The sequence below is a fragment of the Microbacterium sp. AG790 genome (assembly GCF_003634765.1).
Taxonomy (GTDB): Bacteria; Actinomycetota; Actinomycetes; order Actinomycetales; family Microbacteriaceae; genus Microbacterium.
This window is the reverse complement of sequence record NZ_RBWZ01000010.1, coordinates 85,174-104,486: the sequence shown is the minus strand read 5'-3', so window position 1 is coordinate 104,486 and position 19,313 is coordinate 85,174. Positions and strand designations below refer to the sequence as shown.

Sequence of the window (19,313 nt, the reverse complement as noted above, 5' to 3'; positions counted from 1 at the left end):
GGGTGATCTGGCAGGCACTGGCGTCACGTAGTGGGCGCGTCTTCTCTCTCTTTGGATGTGCCGGCTTTTCGGCATTGTTCAGACTGGTAACTAATTCACCAGAATGCAAGCAAACCAACGGAGAATACATGAAGAATCGATCCAAACTAGGTCGCTGCGCTCTCGCAGCAGCCAGTGCGCTTGGGATCGTTGTCCTCGCAGGAATCGCGAGCCCCGCATCTGCCCAGTCGGGGGCACCCACCTCGACTCCTGACTTTGACCTTCAGGCGGTGCTAGCGAACGCCCCCGAGCTGGCTGGATACCTAGTCGACACGTCCGGCGTCCACTCCAACATCGAGGAGATTGCTGTCTCAAACCAGCAGTTCCTGCCGAAGACGACATTTCTCAACGCGGATGAAGCGCACCACAACGACACTGACCTCACGCAAAGCGAGGCGTTTTCGGGTAGCAGTTGGTCTTCGACCGCGACTATGACGACTACGACAGACCACACCGTATCGAGCAGCCTGGGCGCCGGTGGTGGGATTGCAGTTCCCTATCCGTACGCTCCCGTGGCGGGTGGGCTCTCGTATTCCTATCAGGAGTCCTGGGGAACGCAGCACACTGAGAGCACCAGCCGTCAGGTAACTGTGAACTACGCCAGTTCCAGTGTGACGACCCCCGCGCACTCAACTGCGCACCACCAGGCCACTGTCGTTCAGGGCACCTTCACCGGTGATGCGAAGACCACTGCTCGGTTGTCGGGAAACGTCGTACTTGACAAGTGCGGCAAAGAGATCTCCATCCCCATCGGACAGCTCTTGTCCCTCACCCGGGACAAGGGACAGGACCCTCTTGCGCCGTCTTGGGTTACTCCCAATAGCGACGGTACCGCGCTGATGAGTCGCACGACTCATTTCGTGGACGAGAACTACGTCACCTCCTACGCCAGGGATTGGATCACCCCTGATGCCACTCCGAGCGTTGCCTCTCAGGTAACGACAAATCAGGCGTCGACACCGTCCCCCCGTGCGCTCGCAAAACTGGCGCCCAGCCCCGCTGCGCTGGCGAATGTCTCGTCGCTGCGATACGCGATCACCTGTGACGCGGGTGTTCTTCCGCGGACTCAGATCCTGAGCTTCGATGCCGGCGACGCGAACCACGCTGTCGTTCTCACGTCCGCCCACAAGGTGGTGCAATACGACGGTAAGACGGCCAAGACGATCGACACCAGCACAATCCCGCAGGTTCAGGTCGTCTCCGAAGGTAGCGACGGTGAACTGTGGGTCCTCGCCGGCGACGCCAGCGGCACCCGCACGCCATACCGGTATGACGGAGCTAAGTGGACCGCTATGGGTGTCACTGACTGGTGGAGTGGCCTTGACGTGGCAAGCCAGAACAACGTCGTGCTCACCGCGACGTCGCACGACGACTGGTACTGGGATGGCGCAAGCTGGACGCATCTCCTCGGCCAGGTCCTCGGAACCTCCGTGGGTGTCGATGGCACAATCTGGGGTCTGGGAACCGATAACCATCTCTATCGACTGGACCGCACCAGCATCCGCTGGGTCCAGCAGCCCAACACTCGAGCCGACAACTTGTCGGTGGGAAGCAAGTCGCATGTGGCGCATATCTCGAACGGCGTTGTCTGGGCGAGTGACTCCGTCAATGGCGCCACCGGTGACGTGACGAGCTGGAAGTGCTACGCCTACGACCCCACGCAGCTCTCTGATCCTGCAGCATGCACGGTCGCTGCGATTAAGGACCCGCTTGTTACGCCGGGGATTGTCGCTGCCCAGATTGGTGCAGATGGCGTCGTCTGGGTTGTCGCAAGCAGCGGCATCTGGCAGCACACCTCTATGGGATGGAAGAACCTCACTGTCTAACCCGTGAGGGCAAGGGGTGGGCTGGATTCACGGGGGAGTTCCGTTGAGCTCAGCCCACCCTCTACACATACCCCAGCTGGAACCCGTGCTCATTGTTTCCAGCAGCCTTGCGCTCAGTTGAGCGCAACCGTTCTTATTCACGACCGAGATGAGATCTCGGATGGAAGGTCCCAAAACATGTCCCTTAAAAAGCGCTGGCTTGTTGTTCCCGTTCTCGCAGCGGGCGCCCTCTGTGTTCTGGGAGGCGCTCAGATGGCAAGCGCCGCCACTCATTACACGACGGATCTCGAGGTCCAGAACGTGACGGTTCCGGACCTTAACGCCGGAGAGTCAGGCGAAGGTCACATCGACTTCTATAACCTGGCGGGAGATCCAATCGACTCGTCGGAAGGTTGGACGATCGTCGTCAAGGCTCCCCAGTACACCAAGTTCACCAGCAACGCGGTCACGGTAGGGCCTCTCGGAGAACAGCTAGTAGCCAATAATGCATGCAGTACCGATACGGCTGGTACGACCCTCACCTGTGACCCGTCATCGCTTTCGGGGTCACCGATTGCACCCGGAAACAGCGGCAGGATCACGTTCTCCCTGACGGCCGACTCGGATGCTGTGCCCGGAACCTACTCAGGTTCCGTCTCAGTGTTGCCCGACGACCAGTCGACGGCCGACTCGAATCTCAGCAACAACTCTCGCGTCTACAACGTCGCTCTGGGAACTCCTGCGATGACCCCCGCCGCAGCCGCGGTTCTCTTGGGAGCGAGTGTTCTCGTGCCCGCGATCGCTGTTCTTCGTCGTCGCAAGTCGGCGGATCATCAGCCGCGCGCGTAGCCCGGAGTGTCGTAGAGGACTCCTCGGATGGCAATTTTTGTCAACCGAGGAGTCCTCCCTCGTTAGCGTCCCTGAGGAGAGCGGACCGGGTCGACCGAAGGTTCCGCGGGTCTCTGGAATTCCTTCGCGGAGGCGCGGCTCGACATCGAGCCGTTGCCGCCCCTGGCCGATGTCGATGGGTGCGGCGGCAGTATTCCGAACTGAAGAGAGCGGCTTACAGCATCATGTCGCGACTGGACGCCGAGCTTTCGGTAAAGGCTTCGGGTGTGGCTGCGGAGCGTGTTCTCCGAGACGAACAACCTGCGAGCTATCTGCTCGAATGTGTCCCCTGACGCAAGCTCAGCGACTATCTGCCGTTCGCGGCGGGTTAGCGTGCGACCCTTCATATCGCCGCGGAGTGCCAAGGCCTGCAGATCTCTCGCAGACTGCACAAGGGAAGAGGGCTCCTCGTCCACTAACTCGGCAAGAGCGACAAGGTCGGGATGAGGGATAGCCAGTAACGGGAACACGGTCGAGCCGGACTGGGCAGCTGAGAAAGCTGTGCTGGCGACCTTGGCCGCGTTGTTATGGTTTGCTGCGCGGTAGAGCGCGGCTGCCAACAGAAACAGGCCTGTGAGGTGGGAGGCCGATTGGGGGGGTGATAGATGAAGAGCTGCCTCCACGGCGGTCTGGGTCGACTCGAAGTCGTGTCGTAAGAGCGCGTACTGTGCAGAGGTCAGGTGGCCCCAAGCTGACTGGTTGGGGCGAGAAGCCCGCGAACTGTGCTCTACCGGCTGAACCTCATCGGTAATCAGCGAGATCCGTGCACGTAAGTACTCCACAAGCTCTCGAGCCTCGTCGGCGGATGCGATCTCAGCGAGAACAGCCGCTTTCTGTAGTTGATGCCGTGTGCGGTCGGTATCGCCTTGGAAGAAATAGACGAGAGCCTTCGCGACTCGGCGAAGGAGCTGATATGGGGTTGGGCCGACATCGTCTTTGAGTGTCTCCAAAGCACTTTCGGCCGACGCTGGACGCCCGGCCCACGCATCTGTGAGCGCTGCTGCCAGTCTGAACTCGGCGTCTGCTTGGGATCCTATGTAGAACTCGCGGGCGTCAATACTTCGCGCTACCTTCGCTTCTGTCCGTGCTTGCGCTGTGTTGCCGATCGCGGCCTGGCTCAGTGTGCGGAGGGCGGCGAGGTAGAGCGCACGGAAGAGCGGCATGCCGGGCTCGATATCGAGGAGTGTTGCTTGGCGCGAAGCCACCGTAAACCTGCCGAGGCTGAGGAGGGCGGATATCTCTTGGACTTGTAGAGCGCTGAGGGTTTCGATGCTCGTTGCCTGAGATCGGGCCTTGCTGAGTATCGGAAGTAGATTGAGCTCGCCCGTGAAATCGCCTTGGGCGCGGAGCTCGGCTGCTAGCCCGGCCAGTTCTAGGGGGTCGGGTACCGGGCGCTGCGGGTTGGTGCGCCATTCCAGGCGGTCCTTCTGAGGCAGACGTTCCTCGATTGATCCCCGCAAAGAGATGAGGGTCGGCATTCGAAGTAGGGCGGCAGGCGGGACGTCTGTGGCGAGCTGGAGCCAATCATCGAGAGCTAACCGGCCGAAGGCCCGGTTCGTCGCGCGTAGTACCCGGTCGGTTGCGTTCGAAGTGGCTGACAGACGAATGGCTTCGGCGAGCTTGTTCTGTCGCAGGAGCACTTCGGACATGAGGCCCGCGACTTCCCGGACGTCCTTTTCGTCGATGGATGCCACCAATGCCGATCGCAGAAGCGGGTTTAGTCTCCACCGGTACTCTCCGTTTTGCAGTTCGCGAGTAGCCACCCCATCCCTGACCAGCTTCTTGAGTTCTTTCTTGGCCAGCTCGGGGTTCGTCTCTGTCGCCTCCAGGAGGCTCTCATCCACGAAGGAGGGAATCGATATCGGTGTCCATAGCTGAGTTGAGGGCGCTTCATCCAGGGCCGTCGGACCCAGCTCGCGTGCCCACTCGATCCCCGGTCGAAGCATCGCCTCGACATTCTCGTCATCGATCCAGCTATCAGCTCGAGCGAAGCTGCTCAGAGCAACCTTGAGTCCTTCTGCCCATCCACCCGTGACCCGAGCGATAGATTCCATGGCTGAGGGCGTGATCCGAAGCCCAAATGTTTCAGCTAAAGCAGCGATCTCTTCTTCAGAGAAGAGGAGGGTCTGTGCATCGACAACCTCTAGGTCAAGCTTGGATATGGTCGCGGGTCGTTGATACGGGGCGGAATCTCGTGTAATGACACAGATCTGTGAGCCCATTGCTGTGCGGAGCCGCTGAGCAAGTTCGATGACCCGGTCCGCGGCGGTCCCGTGTCTGTCTTCCACCACAAGTAGCGCGATCGGGTCCTTCCTGGCGCTGGGCGCCTCCAGCTGACCTAGTTCCTCTACGGTGCACCACATTGTCTTCGTGGCGATGCCGTCTTGATTGACTAGCTCTGCTACAGCCGTTCGCGTTCCGGAACCTCTGAAGGCTCGCACGACTGCCACGCCGCAGGTCAGGGCCTCGCGTATGCGGGCTGTGACGCGCGGACGTGCTATGAATCGACTTGGAGGAAAGGGGACAGCGCGTTGGACGGCGCCGGCCTCTGCCCCAAGAAACATCTGTAGACTCGGCCCCTGGATGTCTTTGCCGGAGCTAAGCGTCTCGGCGTAGTGAGCCGGGGGGCCGTCATCGACGCTCCCATGCATTCAAATCGCCCTTTCCTATCCCATTGTGCTGAAGTGATCGACCACGCGAACTCTGAAGAGCGTTTCCCCCTGCTGTCCGACCATCTGTCGCGCAACGCCAAAGCTCGTGCCAGCTGTTCTATTACTAGTTGCCCACTCCGCACTGGATGCATCCCCCCGGCGTCCACTTCGAGGCGGATAGGCCCTAACCTCATGATCGGGTACTTCTCATGCCCACTGTGTGAACGTGAGTCTGTGCCCGTCGTGATCGAGGATGACGAGATCTCGTAGGGTTCCTCCCTGTGAGGCTGCGCTAGGAGATCTGGCCGTGACTTTGCGGGTCGAACTCGGGCTCGTGAGTACCCTCCCCGAGTAGTGCTTGGATAGCGGACACGCTTCGCCTTGCCGCCCGCCCGTCCCCGAATGGGCTCGCAGCTCTGGCCATCGATTCGTAGGCTCCCTGGTCTGTGATTAGCAGCTCGCACTCAAAGACAATGGTTGCGACGTCGGTTCCGACCAGCTTCGAGGTGCCAGCCAGGATCGCCTCAGGGCGCTCAGAGCTCTCACGAAGCACTAGTACTGGCTTTCCGAATGTGGGGGCTTCTTCCTGTAGCCCGCCCGAATCGGTCATCACGATATGTGCAGCCCGCAGCACCTGAGCCATCTCGAGGTATGAGAAAGGCTGCGTGATCAGGACGTTAGGTATACCGCGAAGCTCTGAGATGAAGTACTCGGCGACGGACGGGTTCGGATGGCTCGGGATCACGAACTTGATGTGGGGGAAGCGCTTCGCCAGGATACGGATCGCCGTACCTATCTCGCGCATGGGACGACCGAAGGACTCTCTCCGATGGACCGTCGCAAGGATGAAGGGTCTGAAACTCCGAAGCAGGTCCTCAAGGCGAGGATCCGTCATCTCTACGCGTTGCTCGGATGCCCACTCCAGCGCATCAATGACCGTGTTTCCTGTCACCACAACGGCCTCCCGGGTAATGCCCTCATTTACCAGATTGGAGCGGGAAAGGTGTGTCGGGGCGAGGTGAAGGCTCGCGATCGCGCTGATGACTCGCCGGTTACCCTCTTCAGGAAACGGTGAGTAGAGATTGAAGGTTCGAAGACCGGCTTCGACGTGAACGACGGGAATGCGTTGGTAGTAGGCGCCCAAAGCCGCAGCGGTCGCGCTGGAGGTATCGCCCTGGACGAGCACGGCATCCGGCCGCTCTTCTAGAAGGACGGGGGCCAGCTTTCTCAACGTTTCGCTCGATATCTCGGCAAGCGTTTGACTGGGCTTCATGATGTCTAGGTCGTGGTCCGGAACTATTCCGAATATTCCGTTGACCTCGGCGCACATCTCTCGATGCTGACCGGTAGTAACGATGGACAACTCCAGACCTCGCCGAGAGGCCTCTGTTATAACGGGAGCCAGTTTGATCGCTTCTGGTCGGGTCCCGTAGATCGGCATCAGCTTCACAGGGTGCACTCCGATACCGAGAGCGCGACAGGTGTGTACCGGGGCAGCTCGAACGCTGCTTTGGAAACGAATGAGCTGAGGCAATGCCAGCCGGCGAGATGGTCCTTGGCTAGGCTCCTGAGCAGTTCCTTCTCCGTAAGGTGCGCCCAGCGGGCTCTGATCTGACGAAGCAATGCGGCGATGAAGGAGATGGCTAGATCCTCGTCCGCCGCCCAGAGTTCCGTTACGTACGAACGAAGAGGCAGAGTGATCTCAAGACCTAGGTCGTGGTGGCGTAATACTGCGCGTTCACTCGCCAGTTCAGCGACAGTGTTGAGAAGCGAATAGTCCAGCGTCGACCATGTGGTTTGGTTGGGCACCTGATCCGTTACGAACGCGCAAAGTGCCTCCCAAGCTTGTTTAGCGGTCATGTCTTTGAGAGGTACGTAGAGGGCTGAGAGTGACGAGAAGCCAGGTTTTCGAACGGAGGGAGGATGCGGGAGCGTTCCCATCCCGGGGATCGCGGGGTCAATCAGGTCACACCCCGGCTCACACCTTCGGTGAGAAAAACCGCATCCTTGCGATCCTTCAGATTCACTGCAGGCGGGGTATGTTCTGTAGTCGCCGGTGCGAGGCGCACATCCCCTCGGCGACTGCAAGAGCTGGAGTCCGATATGAACGTCGAACGTGCGCGCACACAATATCCGCAGTTGGATGACGAGCAGCTGATAGCTTGTGTGCGGACTGGGGACTCTTCGGCGGTAGCGGAGCTCTTCCTGCGTCACGGCGGCGCCGCACAGCGCGTGGCCTTGAGCGTACTTCGCTCCGCCGCAGACGCGGAGGATGTGGCCGTTGATTCGTTCCACAGCGTCGTGACCGCGATCGAGAACGGAAACGGTCCGGCCGTTCACTTTCGCGCCTACCTGTTTACTGCTGTCCGCAACCGTTCTCGCGCTGTTCTTCAGGAGCGCGCGAGGGTTCAGCCTACGGATGACAACCAAATACTTGACTCGATCGTCCCGGACGCCACAGAGAGTATTAACGATGAAATGCGGGCTGCGTTCGGTGATCTTCCTTCGCGCTGGCAGGACGCCCTCTGGTTCTCTGTGATCCAAGGAGAGCCTCGAGCGACGACTGCTGAACGGATGGGGCTGTCCCCGAACAGCTTCACGGTTCTGCTACGCCGAGCAAAGCAAGGGCTGCGGGCTTCCTATCTCTCTCGACTCGCCAGCAGCGCCGAGGAGCCTGCTAGGAGCTTCGATGCCTCAGCGCGCAGTGCAACTCGATGAAATGGCCCGATTTGTACTGAGTGGAGCTGAGGGTCGTTTGCGCTGCTTTTCGTCGAGTAAGGATCATGTGGAAAGGTTCCGACGGAGGAGCCTCGGAGGGTAGTCAGCGGGCTTGGATGAGGACATCACAGAGTCGGATCTCTATTTGCAAAGAGCCGGTGTCAGCGCCGTTCTGATTCTTCTGTGCGCTGCCGCGGTCTGGGGCAGCCCACAGATTCGAGTCATCGAGGCCAGTGCGGCCTCAGCGATGATTAACGCGCCCCTTGTTGTAGTCAGCGCCGTCCTACCTGCCTTGACTTTGCGCATTGGCGTCTCCGGGAGTCTGCCGCTCACGGTCACCATCGCCGAGTCTTCCTCCGTCGTGTTCTTGATCGTCCCCTTCTTTATGGCGGGGGCGGTGATGGTCCTTTCCACGCGGTTCTCGATCTCAAAGGTGCTGAAGGCACTGGCGGTCGCAACAGCAATCCTCGTCGAAACGAGCATGCTGGAGGCTGTCTTTCTTAACTCGATCATGCGCTGGTGGGGATGGAGTGAGCAGCCGCTGTTGCAAGGGTTGCTGCCTACTGCATTGCTGTCTATTGGGATTGCTGCTGCGAGTACCGCCAGCTGGCTGATCGCAGTGGATCCGGCCTCACGAGGGGCCGAATTGTGAGCTTGGGTTGATTCGCCGCCCTTTGCGCGACTCTTTCGCTCCCTCCCCGGCCGAATTCACAACAGAGCGATGCCCGTGCTCGTGGACGAGCGTGTCGCCAGTGTTCCTCGCTGCACGGTCGCCGGACTGCTAACAGCACCTTCGTCGGTTGATCGGGAGCGTGACGATCGGGTCCCACGGTGGGCTCCTTTTTCCCGGTTGCAGCTATGTCCTGGGCCGGCGTGGAGCCCGCGGGCGTGTAAGTGCAACGTAGAAAATGACTGTGGAGACCCCGATCGCGATGAAACTCAGGGTGGATCCAACTACCGTGTGAGACCATCCGTAACCATCCATGCCCCACCACGCGAGGGCGGCAGCAATGAATGCAATACGCAGAGCGTTGATGGCTAAGATCACGCCGATGCTGACCGATAGAGTAGCCATGATCCGCTTCACGGTGAAGCGATCCGAAAGCACCAGCAAAGCGCTCGCTGCGATGAAAGGCGCGGTAAGAAAAACTGCGCTGCATTCCGGGGTCACAACGAGGACATAGGGATAGTCCGCGACGTAACGGATATATGCCTGTCCAGATGGTGCCGATGCGGGCACCATGAAGACCGACTCGAGCACGCGAGCCGCAATATTTGCTTCGAAGGCGAGCACATTGCTGAGCAGTGCTACCCCGGCCACGATCGAGCAAAGAAGGCCGATAGCGACTACCCATCGCGAGATGCTTGAGATGGGTCGGTATGAAAACCTTGTTGTAGTCATACTCTGAGTCACGGACTACCTCTTTGCTGCTCAGCGGCCCTGATTTGCGGCGCTGTTCCGGGATTGAACCGGAACAGCGCCGCAAATAAAAGGCCGTTCCTACTGCGTAGCGATGCGCTTCCGGCGGAGCACGCCAATAGCGGCAGCCGCTGCCCCCAGTACAAGGGCGCCGATTGCCAGAGAGATCGGTTCGACCGGGATCGCGGGACTGCCCGGGTCCGCCTTCATCTGATAGCTCAGCGGCTGAGTCGCCGCGCTAAGCCGCGGCAGACCGCCTGCTCCGATCTCGGGGCTTGCCGTCATGTTGAAACCGGAAGCGCTAGAGACGGTGGTTGCCCAGGGGGCTGTGTTGTCGATCGCGACCGGGATCTTCAGCTGAACAGTTCCAGGGTAGGAGTTCGTGAGCTGCGGGACGCTGAGCGTGATATTGCTGCAGGTGAGTTGAGTGTTGCCGTTACTCAAAGCACACGCCCACGTCTCATCCGCGCCGGTCGGCTGGTATCCATTCGCGGTGTCCCACTGCAGCGGGGTCCCGCTCACTGTGGACTGGGTGAACGTGGAATGAGGCGGAGCGTTCAGCGTGAACGTCGTCGTCCCGGTCTCAAGCTCATACTGTGGGTTCTGGATGTTCACCCCGACATATCCCGTCTCCCCCCGACCGTATGTGCCGAAGATAAGCCCGCCTGTGGTGACTGTGTCTGCCAGTGCCGGCGTTGCCACCATCACACTGACCAACACTGCTCCGCCGGCGAGGATCACCGCTCCGAAGGTCTTTTTCATTTGAGACGTGTCCTTTCAAGTTTGGGACTCCTTGTGAAGGAGAGGTTTGAAACTTGGCTGAGGTGATGCGAGTCGTAACAAAGTTGGTGGCTCGTCTCGCGCTCACCGGAGATATTGCGCTGGCTGGGACCCGCTCCGGGGCGTACTCAACCTCCTGTCGAGCCCCGATGGCCAGTCAGCAGGCCAGCATTCTCACTGCTGCGATCCCGTCACTTCGATGGCGTTTCGTGCAGACCTCAGATCACGCCGGGACCGCGCTGTTCCGTCTTTTGACGAGCGAGGAGCAAGGAGAAGCCACCCACCGCTGCCCCAGCACGGTGTTTGCCGCGAACGTTGAGACTGCAGGTGTGATGGCGGATCTCCCTCTATGAGGACGTGCTGACGTACTCCCTCACCTTGAGTGAGCACGGCCGGGGGTCCAGGTGACTGAGTCCCTAACGACGTCGTGTGGAGGACCGCTATCTTCGGCCGCTCTACGTCCGCGCCGGACGATATCAACGAGTTGAAGAGCGCGAACCGTTCGGAACCAGCATGTGTCGATGCAGAAACGACATTGCCAACACGTCGGCCGACGGCACACGTGCCACCAGATGCACCGCTGTTGAGCGCGTCACCTTTTTGCCCATTAACCGCTCTATGAAGTGAGAAGGCGGGTAGGCGCTCGGGCTTTTCGGCTCGGCGATTCACCGCATTCCCCACGAGAGATATGTCTCCCCAAGGCGTGTCTCTTGCTGCGGACTCGCTCCCCAAACGGGTCCGCCGGTGGGGCCCTGCCCCCGGTCAGGGCCCCACCCCTGGGACTTCACCGGGAGGAGGGGTGAGGGACCGATTGACAGACGTTCACGATTTCACGCCGTCCCCGCGGCCTCGCCCAGGAGCAGGGGCGCAGCAACCGCCGCGGGCAGAAGGCGATCGACTCTTCAGAAGCTTGGCTATCTGCGAGTCGTGGGTGCGCCGGCCAGGTTGACTGCCCGACGATCTGCCGATTGAACCGGTCGAGTGCTCCTCAGCCGCGTTCATGACCGCGCTCTTTGCATTCGTAGCGGCGATGCTGGACGCCAGCTCAAGCGCGGAACGACATTGGGAAATCACGGCCTCCTCTGGGCCGGTCGATACATAGGAGCGCTGTGGCTGCAGTTTTGATCTACGCGTCAGTCATCTTGATCGGACTGTTCGCAGGGGCTTCGTTCGCGCTGTTCGCGGCGGGCGTCTTCCCAGCGAAGAGCGGTCTGGCTGGGAGTGCGCTCTCCGGCGTGGTTCTGTACGTGTCTGTGCTTACCGGCCCCGAAGCCCCCGGGTCGGGGCCGGCTGCCGTCCTGACCATCTTTCTCGCCGCCGTGTTCCTCTCCCCGGTGGTTCGGGCGCACCATCCCGCTCTTGCAGGGCGAAAGTACTGGAGGCGGCTGTGGCTCATCCTGCTCCACGATCGGGCGGCAAGTGGCGATGGCCGATAGCAGCGTCCTGTCCCCTCGTCGTCACTTTCGTAACTGTATCGCGCTCTCATCAGGGGTACAGCGGGGATCTGCTCCAAGGCTTCATCGTGGCCCGGGCGACTCACTCGGATTCCGTTCGGCAGCAGCCCACGTTGGACCTACATTTACAACTCGAGCTTCAGCGTAAGAGGCACATATGATATCCCGACTTGTCCGCGACCTGCTCTCCCTCGGCTCCGCAATGGCCATCGTTGTGGTAGTGGCTGCCTGTACCAGCACGGGTGCCGTGGTTCCGCCTACTCCGAGCCAAACCAGTACCATGGGTACGTGGTCATATGAGGGCAGCGCCGGTCCTGACAACTGGGGCGAAATAGCGGCGGCTTGCCGGGACGGCGAAGGTTCCCGAGAGTCTCCCATTGACATCCAACTGGCGAAGCTACTGCCAGCGACGTCGGCAAAGACTGTGATGGTCAACTATGGACCCACTGTTTTTAGCGCGGAGAATACCGGTCATGCGGTTGAGGCCGTCCCAGAAAACCTTACTGCCGACTCAGTTACAGCTGACGGCACCACCTATTATCTGCAGCAGTTCCACTTTCATGTCTCGAGTGAGCACACTCTTGACGGTAGCTACTCGGCCGCGGAGCTTCACTTCGTCAACAAATCCGTGGATGGGAAAGTTCTGGTTCTAGGGGTTTTGGTACAACTGGGCGATGCGTCGTCCGCCCTGGACGAAATGCTATCCAAGCTACCGAGCAGTTCAGCATCTCCGGACAATGTCACCGCTCTTACCAAGCCCATCGATCCCTCCGTGTTCCTTCCGTCAGGATCTCCCTCCGCCCAATACGAGGGATCGCTCACCACGCCGCCGTGCACCGAGGGGGTGAGGTGGAACGTTTACCTCACCCCGATCACGATCTCGTCCTCCCAGCTTGCTGAGCTGACGTCACGTTACTCAGCCAATCACCGTCCCACGCAGCCGCTCCATGACCGACTGGTGGAGCGGGTGCCAGCAGCTTAAAGACCCCACCTCGCGCCAAAACGCGCCGCCAATGGGTTCTCAGAGAGGTGCGGATCGGTCTGGCGAGCTGTGTGAGTCGGCCGTGGATGCCCCTCAAGCCGGACGAGGCGAATAGGCGATGACGCTCCCAGCGCTGTCGCTCTGCTCTCATCGTCCGGGGGACCGGTCTCGGCTCGTATTCCAGCCCCGCTCAAGGGGTACTGCGTCACTTTGCTCGCTTGATTGGTCTCTCTTGGAAGAGATCCACTCCATCATCCTGAAGGGGAAACCATGAAGTTTCGCAGATACCTGGCAGGCGCAGCAGCCGCTGCCACAAGTGCCGTCCTTATCGGAGTCTTGGGGGCGTCGGGCGCCAGCGCTGCATCTCCCAACTTCAACGCTGACATCGCGTTGTTCACCTTCGCTCCTACCATCCAACCGGGCGGCAGCGGCACGATGGCGGTGATTGCGACGAATCTGGGTCCCGACACCCTGGACGCCGGCGCGTGGGTTGCTCCGCTGAAGTTCACCGCGCCGGCGGGCGCTACGTTCTCTCTGCCACTGACGTTCCACAACACCGATCCGGCGAGCGGTCTGACGGCGGAGACCACGTCCGCTGGATGCACTTTGCAGAACGGTAACACCGAGCTCATCTGCTCTGGCGTCCAGTTCTTCGGCAGTGGAACCGCCCCAGCGCAGAGTATCGTTTTCGACGTCCCGATTACGATCGACGCGTCGGTCCCTGCCAATTCCGTGCTCAACGGGTTCACGGTCAGTTTGACTCCCGGGTCGACGTGGGTCGACTCCAACCCTGCGAATAACACGAACATCCCGGGATCTGTCACGGTAGGTACTCCGGCGATCTCGTGGCCGGCTGCGGGTGGAGCACTGTTTGCCGGGCTGATGACTGTGGGGATCGCTTTCCTGATCACTCGTCGACGCAGGGCGTCTGCGGACCAGGCGGAGGCCTTGGAGGCCACTCGGTAACCGGACTAGAGGCGACTGAGAGGGGATGCTTGCCGCATCCCCCTCTCAGCCGCCTCAGACCGAGCCGGCCCATCCGCCACCTGCGTGGTCGGCGCTACTTGCTGGTATCGATAACGGAAAGAGAGCCCTTTTGGCCGCTCAAGCGTCTGCCCCCGCAACGTCGGCTGCGATCCTACGGTGGCTCCCGCGTTGGCTTATTGCCTTAGTCGTAGTGGGCGTCCTGGTTTCAGCTTTCAGCTTCCTTCCTCGTGTGCTTGCGGCTGAGGCTGGTCTTGCGTCGCGGTTGCTAACGGCAATATTCCGTGTTCCGGCATACTCGCCGGCAACGCTTCCCTACGTCGTCTACATGGATGATCCAACCTACGTGCTCCAGGTCACCACTGAGTGCAGTGCCGTCTTTCTCACAGCGCCCTTCCTCGTGGTCGCGGCTCTCCTTCTGCTCTCGCGGCGGTTCAGGGTGACACGGGTTATGGTGTCGTTGCTCCTGAGCGTGAGTCTGATTGTGGCTGTGAACGAGATACGCATCGCATTCGTTGGTGCCGCCCTGTCGTGGTGGGGGGTCGAAGGCTATGGATGGGCCCACACTGTCGCGGGGTCGGTCCTTAGTATTGCGGCGATCGCGGGGGCGGTGGCGCTTTCCTACTTCATCATGCGAAAGGGTTCGCGAGGCGACGCTCCGTGAAACTTCATGTAGTAACTGACAAACGGCCGACCCGGTGCCCCAAAGCGTAGAGCGGTGGCCGACCTCGTTTGAGGTTGCTGGGGACGAGTCGGGTTCCCTTACCATTCGCACCCACGCATCCGCACCATTTTGTGAGCAGCAGTGCCACGTATGCGGAAACAACTATTTCATTCTGCCCATCCGACGACGGGTGGTTCCCCCGGGGCAACCCCTTCCGGCGGGCTTAGCTTCCCAGGCAAGTTCGCCAACACGGACGGACTCCGCTTAAGGAGCCGTCCAGCGAGTGCCCGCCTTCTTGGGGCCCCGGCCCCGGGCGGTCCGAGAGGGAAGTTCATTTGATGGAAGGTATGCCGAAGGGGGCGCCTCAACCCGACGAGCAAGATGGTGCTCGCCCACGTATGCAGGACCCTGAACAGGAGGCCGTCTCCCGAATAGTCGAACTCTGTGCCGCGTGGTATCGGAGAGTCGGTCGTCTTCCAGATAGGACGGCGTCGAACGGAGTTGAGAGACAGCTCGGATCCTGGCTCATCGGCGTTCAGCGTGCCAGCGCCGAAGGCAGGCTGAACGAGGCGCAGCGTATGCACCTAGATAGCTTCCTGCAACGTTCTCTTGAGTCGAGTAGGGCTTTCTCGAGAGGACTGGAAGCGTGTTGCGCCTGGGTTTCCGCAAGCGGAAGACTGCCACATCGGAATGCGCTCGACACAGCGGAGGCTAACCAGTTCATGTGGCTTGCCAATCGTCGCGTCGATCGATCTCTTGGTCGTCTTCCCACGGACTGGGAGCGGCGAATGGACCTCCTGCTCCCAGGGTGGAAGGGGCTCGCCTCCGGCGTCACCCGCCCGAGCTGATGGGAGGGGGCGCCTAGCTTCGAGAGTGCGAGGTCGCTGATAGGTGCCTTGAACGCAAGTGGACATAGCTAGCAGCGCGCCCCATGTTGAATAGCAAGCAGCGAAGCTGATCGCGTGGACGTTCCCAGCCTGGTCATCGCCATTGTTTCAGCCCTGGGGCAGCCGCATCAGCGGTATACGCGGATGCGGCGCACGAGACCGCTCAAGAGGCAAACAAGATCGCCGGCGTGGCGAACGACCTTCACGCTCGGGTCGATGAACGGTGACCGGGAGTTTCGGGACATGTCATGGGCGGGTGGCTACGACCCGCAATGCGGTTTTGTGCTGACAAGCGTCGGCTTGACTGACGCTCATTCTGCAACTCTGCTGAGTAACGATGAGCACGAGAGCGAGCGTCATGATCTCGGTCGCGTCCGTTCCCGCCGCTTTGCGACCGCCCAGAGCCACTTCGCCGCTGCCTCGTTCGCCGAGAAACGAGATTTGCTTCCGCTGGCGTCGGCATGCCTCGTCCACTGGTCCAGCGAGCTTGGAGAGCCTCCGGGTTGCCGCTTGTCTGCTTTTCCTCCTCACCGATCGCGAAGGCGACTGAGCGGCAAACGTTACGTGCTGCTGAGGTTCGCGTGGCGCAGCTCTACGCTCGTCGACGCGCTGCCCTGTTCAACCTTCACCGGTCGACGTCGTGACCAGAGGCAGCTCTCGGGCACCGTGGGTGGGCAGCTCGTCGACCAGGCCCGCCGCGTGGGCGTCGACGACCTTGAACGGGATATCGGCAAGCCGCAGTGCTGTGCACTTCCAGCATCCCTGTGGGTCGTACGCCGCCATTTGAACGCTAAGCGTTGGTAGCCCTCTCCGCAGTCGTCGGCTGTTCAGTCGATGCATCGCCATCCGCTGATACCCGCCGCCCTGCGACTCGCGAAGGGCGGGTCAAGGGCCTGCTCTGCTGGGATTCCTCAGGAATCTGCGCAGCACCCTTGACGCCCCCGAGGCGGGGTGCAGCCGCGCCGCCAGTCTACCGCGGCCACGCGCACGCGCCAGCTCGAGCATCGGCGGCGAGCAGCACCGGATGGGATACTCGGAGGCGTGACTTTCGAACCGACCGTTCTCGTGACTTCGCAGACCGCCGCCGAGATCCACCTCGCCGGTGAGGTCGACGAGGTCTTCGCCTCGACCCAGGAGGGGCTGCGCAGTCGCATCGTCGAGTCGATCCGCCTGATGGCCGCGTCGGCGGGAGAGCCGGTCACCGCGACCGTCGTCGACGGCGCCACGCGATGGGCGCTCGTCGTCAGCCCCGACGGCAGCTTCACCGAGGCCACCGCGTCTGCGGCCGACGCGCCCGCTTCCGACGCGGCTGCCGTGCCCGTGGCGGCGGCCGCGCCGACGGGACCGGCCGCCGCACCGATCTCCGCGGTGCTCGTCGCATCGGTTCCCGCCGACCCGGCTCCGGCCGTCGAGTCCGCCGCCACGGCGACCGCCGTGCCCGCTGCGCCCGTTGCCGACGGGCCCCTTCGCAGCGGGGGCACCCGCCGCGAGGGCGCGCAGCGCACACCCGCCCAGCGCGCGACGCCCACCGTCGACGACCTGCTCAACTCCCGCGCCGACCGCGCCCGGCCGCGTGCGACCGAGGGGTGGCGCGGCGCGATCCGTCGCCTGACCGGCGGCGCGATCTCCCCCCGCCCGGGCAAGGCCGAGCAGTCGCGCCTCGACCGCGAGCGTCTCGTGCAGCGCCGCCTCGACGCGCCGCGCACGATCGTCGTGCTCAACCCGAAGGGCGGGGCGCACAAGACCACGTCGACGCTGCTGCTGGCCGCCACCTTCGGCACCCAGCGCGGCGGCGCCACGCTCGCCTGGGACAACAACGAGACCCGTGGCACGCTCGGCTGGCGTGCGCAGAACGCGCCGCATCACCGCACCGCCGTCGACCTGCTCGAAGATCTCGACCGCTTCGCGACGCCCGATCGTGCGAGCCTCGCGGCCCTCGACACCTACGTGCGCACGCAGGTCGACGCGCGGTTCGATGTGCTCGCCTCGGACGAGGATGCCGCGGCATCCTCCACCATCGACGCGACCGCCTTCGACCGCCTCCACGACGTGCTCTCGCGCTACTACCGCCTGCTCATCGTCGACACCGGCAACAACATGCGCGCCTCGAACTGGGTCGCTGCCGTCGCCGCGGCCGACCAGCTCGTCATCGTCTCGACGGTGCGCGAAGACACCGCCGCCAGCGCCGCGTGGCTGCTCGACGGTCTGCGCGAGAAGGGCTTCGACCACAAGATCGACGAGGCCGTCACGATCCTCGCGGCGCCGTCCGCCAAGCCCGATCGCAAGCTCGCCGAGCGCCTGGAGCGCCACTTCTCGCAGGTCACGGCCGAGGTCGTGCACGTGCCCTTCGACGCCGCGCTCGTCGACGGCGGTCCGATCGACTTCGACGCTCTGTCGCCCGAGACCCGCGATGCGTGGCTGACGGTCGCGGCATCCATCGCCCGCCGCCTCTGAGGCCGCGCCCTCGTCTGCCGCATCACGCCTGCTCGAAATGCAAGGGCTTTCGCGCCGCCGCGCCGGCGGGGCGACCCTTGCCGCGGCGTTTCTCGCGGCATCCCTTGCACTTCGGTCGGGGGATGGTCGGGGACGGCCTGGGGTCGTCGAGGCCGGCGCGGTGTGACGGGGTCGTCGGGGCGCGACGGATGCCGCGGCGCGGCTAACCCGCGAGCAGACCGCCGCCGAGGTTGACCGGACTGTCTTCGATGTTGCCGACGATGCCGCGGATGATGCCGGTGCCGTCGGCGGCGCGGAGGCTCTCGTACCAGGCGTCGGTCACGGCGGGATCGAACGCGTGCGTCTCCCAGGCGCGCTTGCGCGCCCGCAGCACGAGCTCCCCGGCCCGCTCCACGCGCATCGCGGCGTAGCGGCGGAGGGTGTCGGCGACGCCCAGCGTGTTCGTGGCGAACGCGATGCCGAGCGCGAAGGCGTCTTCGAGCGCGGAGCACGCCCCCTGGCCGATGTCGGGGGAGGTGTTGTGCGCGGCATCCCCGAGGATCGCGACCCGGCCCTTCGTCCAGGTGTCGAACGGGGTGATGTCCCAGATCTCCACGCGGTTGAGCGAGGTGGCCGGGTCGATCGCGGCGAGCAGCTCCTGCACTCCGGGCGCCCAGTCGCCGAACGCCTCGCGTAACGGCGCGACGCCCTCCGCGGGGTCATACGGCAGACCCGATGGCTGGGGGATGTCGAACCAGAAGTAGAAGCGGTTGCCGGCGATCGGCATGACCGCGGCGCGCTTGCCGTCGGCGACGTACGTCGTCCACGCCGTCGGGCGTCCGATGGATGCCGAGACCGGCACGAGCCCGTTGACGTTGGTGTACCCCGAGTACTCGCGCTCGATCGGCGGCGCCCCCTCGGGTTGCACGTAGTCGCGCACGATCGAGCGGGCGCCGTCGGCGCCGATGAGCATGTCGGCGGTGTCGGTCGTGCCGTCCGCGAACGTGGCGGTCACGGTCGTGCCGTCGTCGGCGATGCCGACGAGCTTCTTGCCGAGGTGGATGCCGTCGAGGCCGAACCGCTCCATCAGCAGCGCCTGCAGGTCGGCGCGGGCGACCGGGTACGGCTTCTGCCCCGTCTGGGTGGTGACCGGCGCGAGGGAGAAGTCGCACAGGGTCTCGCCGGTGTGCCCGTCGAGGTAGACCATGTCGGCCATGTCGCCGCCGAGAGCGGCGACCTCGGCGCCGAGTCCGAGCCAGTTCAGCACCTTCACGCCGTTCGACCACAGCGACAGGGCTGCTCCCACCGGACGGTTCTCGCGCATCTGGTCGTAGATGACGACGTCGTGGCCCAGCTTCTGCAGCGCGATGCCCGCGCTCGTTCCCCCGACACCCGCTCCGACGACGATCACCTTCATGCCGGCCACGCTACGGATGCCGTGTCACCGCGACGTTTCCTCGGGGTAACCGCACCCGCCTCCCGCCCGCCCGGCGCCCGCCCCCGCAGTCCGCGAGACACGGTCCACGCACCGAGACACCGCTGCACACGACGTGTCTCGGTGCACAGCCCGTGTCTCGCGGGGGAGGGCGGACGTCGCGGGGGAGGGAG

General features: G+C 62.7%; 15 protein-coding genes. 8 read left to right on the top strand and 7 right to left on the bottom strand.

Features of this window, described 5'->3' with window-relative positions:
• The first annotated feature begins 128 nt into the window (after positions 1-128).
• The gene (locus tag DEU37_RS11595; RefSeq protein WP_121190824.1) at positions 129-1,865 is read left to right on the top strand and encodes an ETX/MTX2 family pore-forming toxin; all 1,737 of its coding nucleotides are present in this window, start codon (positions 129-131) and stop codon (positions 1,863-1,865) included.
• Between the two features lie 177 nt (positions 1,866-2,042).
• Positions 2,043-2,693 (top strand): hypothetical protein, encoded by a 651-nt coding sequence (locus tag DEU37_RS14765; protein WP_220699842.1) that lies wholly within the window; start codon positions 2,043-2,045, stop codon positions 2,691-2,693.
• A 62-nt stretch (positions 2,694-2,755) separates the two neighbouring features.
• Here DEU37_RS14765 and DEU37_RS15110 read toward each other — a convergent pair whose 3' ends face one another.
• The 3 genes from DEU37_RS15110 to DEU37_RS14760 form a co-directional block, all read right to left on the bottom strand.
• Positions 2,756-5,182 (bottom strand): LuxR C-terminal-related transcriptional regulator, encoded by a 2,427-nt coding sequence (locus tag DEU37_RS15110; protein ID WP_183043672.1) that lies wholly within the window; start codon positions 5,180-5,182, stop codon positions 2,756-2,758.
• A gap of 493 nt (positions 5,183-5,675) precedes the next feature.
• Positions 5,676-6,824, bottom strand: a complete 1,149-nt coding sequence (wecB, locus tag DEU37_RS11580; RefSeq protein ID WP_121190922.1) for a non-hydrolyzing UDP-N-acetylglucosamine 2-epimerase — start codon at positions 6,822-6,824, stop codon at positions 5,676-5,678.
• Positions 6,825-6,829: 5 nt separating this feature from the next.
• Complete coding sequence (locus tag DEU37_RS14760) at positions 6,830-7,243, bottom strand: hypothetical protein (protein WP_147424875.1); 414 nt, start codon at positions 7,241-7,243, stop codon at positions 6,830-6,832.
• Between the two features lie 243 nt (positions 7,244-7,486).
• Between DEU37_RS14760 and DEU37_RS11575 the strand changes: the two genes are divergently transcribed.
• Both DEU37_RS11575 and DEU37_RS11570 read left to right on the top strand, forming a co-directional pair.
• Positions 7,487-8,101 carry an RNA polymerase sigma factor gene (locus tag DEU37_RS11575; RefSeq protein ID WP_183043671.1) on the top strand — a complete coding sequence of 205 codons (615 nt, stop codon included), beginning with the start codon at positions 7,487-7,489 and terminating at the stop codon, positions 8,099-8,101.
• 112 nt (positions 8,102-8,213) lie between these two features.
• Positions 8,214-8,753 carry a hypothetical protein gene (locus DEU37_RS11570; protein ID WP_121190820.1) on the top strand — a complete coding sequence of 180 codons (540 nt, stop codon included), beginning with the start codon at positions 8,214-8,216 and terminating at the stop codon, positions 8,751-8,753.
• A 204-nt stretch (positions 8,754-8,957) separates the two neighbouring features.
• On the opposite strand, the gene DEU37_RS11565 is transcribed toward DEU37_RS11570, so the two are convergent.
• Together DEU37_RS11565 and DEU37_RS11560 are read right to left on the bottom strand one after the other, a co-directional pair.
• Positions 8,958-9,422, bottom strand: coding sequence for an exosortase/archaeosortase family protein (locus DEU37_RS11565; protein ID WP_183043670.1), 465 nt, complete (start codon positions 9,420-9,422; stop codon positions 8,958-8,960).
• A gap of 180 nt (positions 9,423-9,602) precedes the next feature.
• Positions 9,603-10,283, bottom strand: coding sequence for a hypothetical protein (locus tag DEU37_RS11560; RefSeq protein WP_121190818.1), 681 nt, complete (start codon positions 10,281-10,283; stop codon positions 9,603-9,605).
• Between the two features lie 1,629 nt (positions 10,284-11,912).
• Between DEU37_RS11560 and DEU37_RS15170 the strand changes: the two genes are divergently transcribed.
• The 3 genes from DEU37_RS15170 to DEU37_RS11540 all read left to right on the top strand — a co-directional run bounded on the left by DEU37_RS15170 (position 11,913) and on the right by DEU37_RS11540 (position 14,385).
• The gene (locus DEU37_RS15170; RefSeq protein ID WP_121190816.1) at positions 11,913-12,737 is read left to right on the top strand and encodes a carbonic anhydrase family protein; all 825 of its coding nucleotides are present in this window, start codon (positions 11,913-11,915) and stop codon (positions 12,735-12,737) included.
• 270 nt (positions 12,738-13,007) lie between these two features.
• On the top strand, positions 13,008-13,703 hold the full coding sequence (locus DEU37_RS11545; RefSeq protein ID WP_121190815.1) for a hypothetical protein: 696 nt from the start codon (positions 13,008-13,010) through the stop codon (positions 13,701-13,703).
• A 25-nt stretch (positions 13,704-13,728) separates the two neighbouring features.
• Positions 13,729-14,385 carry an exosortase/archaeosortase family protein gene (locus tag DEU37_RS11540; RefSeq protein ID WP_121190814.1) on the top strand — a complete coding sequence of 219 codons (657 nt, stop codon included), beginning with the start codon at positions 13,729-13,731 and terminating at the stop codon, positions 14,383-14,385.
• Between the two features lie 1,505 nt (positions 14,386-15,890).
• Here DEU37_RS11540 and DEU37_RS11535 read toward each other — a convergent pair.
• Positions 15,891-16,055: a hypothetical protein gene (locus tag DEU37_RS11535; RefSeq protein ID WP_259457263.1), complete on the bottom strand. Its 165-nt coding sequence runs from the start codon at positions 16,053-16,055 to the stop codon at positions 15,891-15,893.
• 258 nt (positions 16,056-16,313) lie between these two features.
• Between DEU37_RS11535 and DEU37_RS11530 the strand changes: the two genes are divergently transcribed.
• Complete coding sequence (locus DEU37_RS11530; RefSeq protein ID WP_121190812.1) at positions 16,314-17,726, top strand: chromosome partitioning protein; 1,413 nt, start codon at positions 16,314-16,316, stop codon at positions 17,724-17,726.
• 202 nt (positions 17,727-17,928) lie between these two features.
• Here DEU37_RS11530 and hpxO read toward each other — a convergent pair whose 3' ends face one another.
• Positions 17,929-19,122 carry an FAD-dependent urate hydroxylase HpxO gene (hpxO, locus tag DEU37_RS11525; protein ID WP_121190921.1) on the bottom strand — a complete coding sequence of 398 codons (1,194 nt, stop codon included), beginning with the start codon at positions 19,120-19,122 and terminating at the stop codon, positions 17,929-17,931.
• Between the last annotated feature and the right edge of the window lie 191 nt (positions 19,123-19,313).

Coding starts and splice junctions, on each gene's coding strand:
- DEU37_RS11545 (WP_121190815.1), top strand. CDS start 13,008: ATGAAGTTTCGCAGATACCTGGCAGGCGCAGCAGCCGCTGCCACAAGT.
- wecB (WP_121190922.1), bottom strand. CDS start 6,824: ATGCCGATCTACGGGACCCGACCAGAAGCGATCAAACTGGCTCCCGTT.
- hpxO (WP_121190921.1), bottom strand. CDS start 19,122: ATGAAGGTGATCGTCGTCGGAGCGGGTGTCGGGGGAACGAGCGCGGGC.
- DEU37_RS11560 (WP_121190818.1), bottom strand. CDS start 10,283: ATGAAAAAGACCTTCGGAGCGGTGATCCTCGCCGGCGGAGCAGTGTTG.
- DEU37_RS11575 (WP_183043671.1), top strand. CDS start 7,487: ATGAACGTCGAACGTGCGCGCACACAATATCCGCAGTTGGATGACGAG.
- DEU37_RS14760 (WP_147424875.1), bottom strand. CDS start 7,243: ATGACCGCTAAACAAGCTTGGGAGGCACTTTGCGCGTTCGTAACGGAT.
- DEU37_RS11595 (WP_121190824.1), top strand. CDS start 129: ATGAAGAATCGATCCAAACTAGGTCGCTGCGCTCTCGCAGCAGCCAGT.
- DEU37_RS14765 (WP_220699842.1), top strand. CDS start 2,043: ATGTCCCTTAAAAAGCGCTGGCTTGTTGTTCCCGTTCTCGCAGCGGGC.
- DEU37_RS11535 (WP_259457263.1), bottom strand. CDS start 16,055: ATGGCGGCGTACGACCCACAGGGATGCTGGAAGTGCACAGCACTGCGG.
- DEU37_RS15170 (WP_121190816.1), top strand. CDS start 11,913: ATGATATCCCGACTTGTCCGCGACCTGCTCTCCCTCGGCTCCGCAATG.
- DEU37_RS11540 (WP_121190814.1), top strand. CDS start 13,729: ATGCTTGCCGCATCCCCCTCTCAGCCGCCTCAGACCGAGCCGGCCCAT.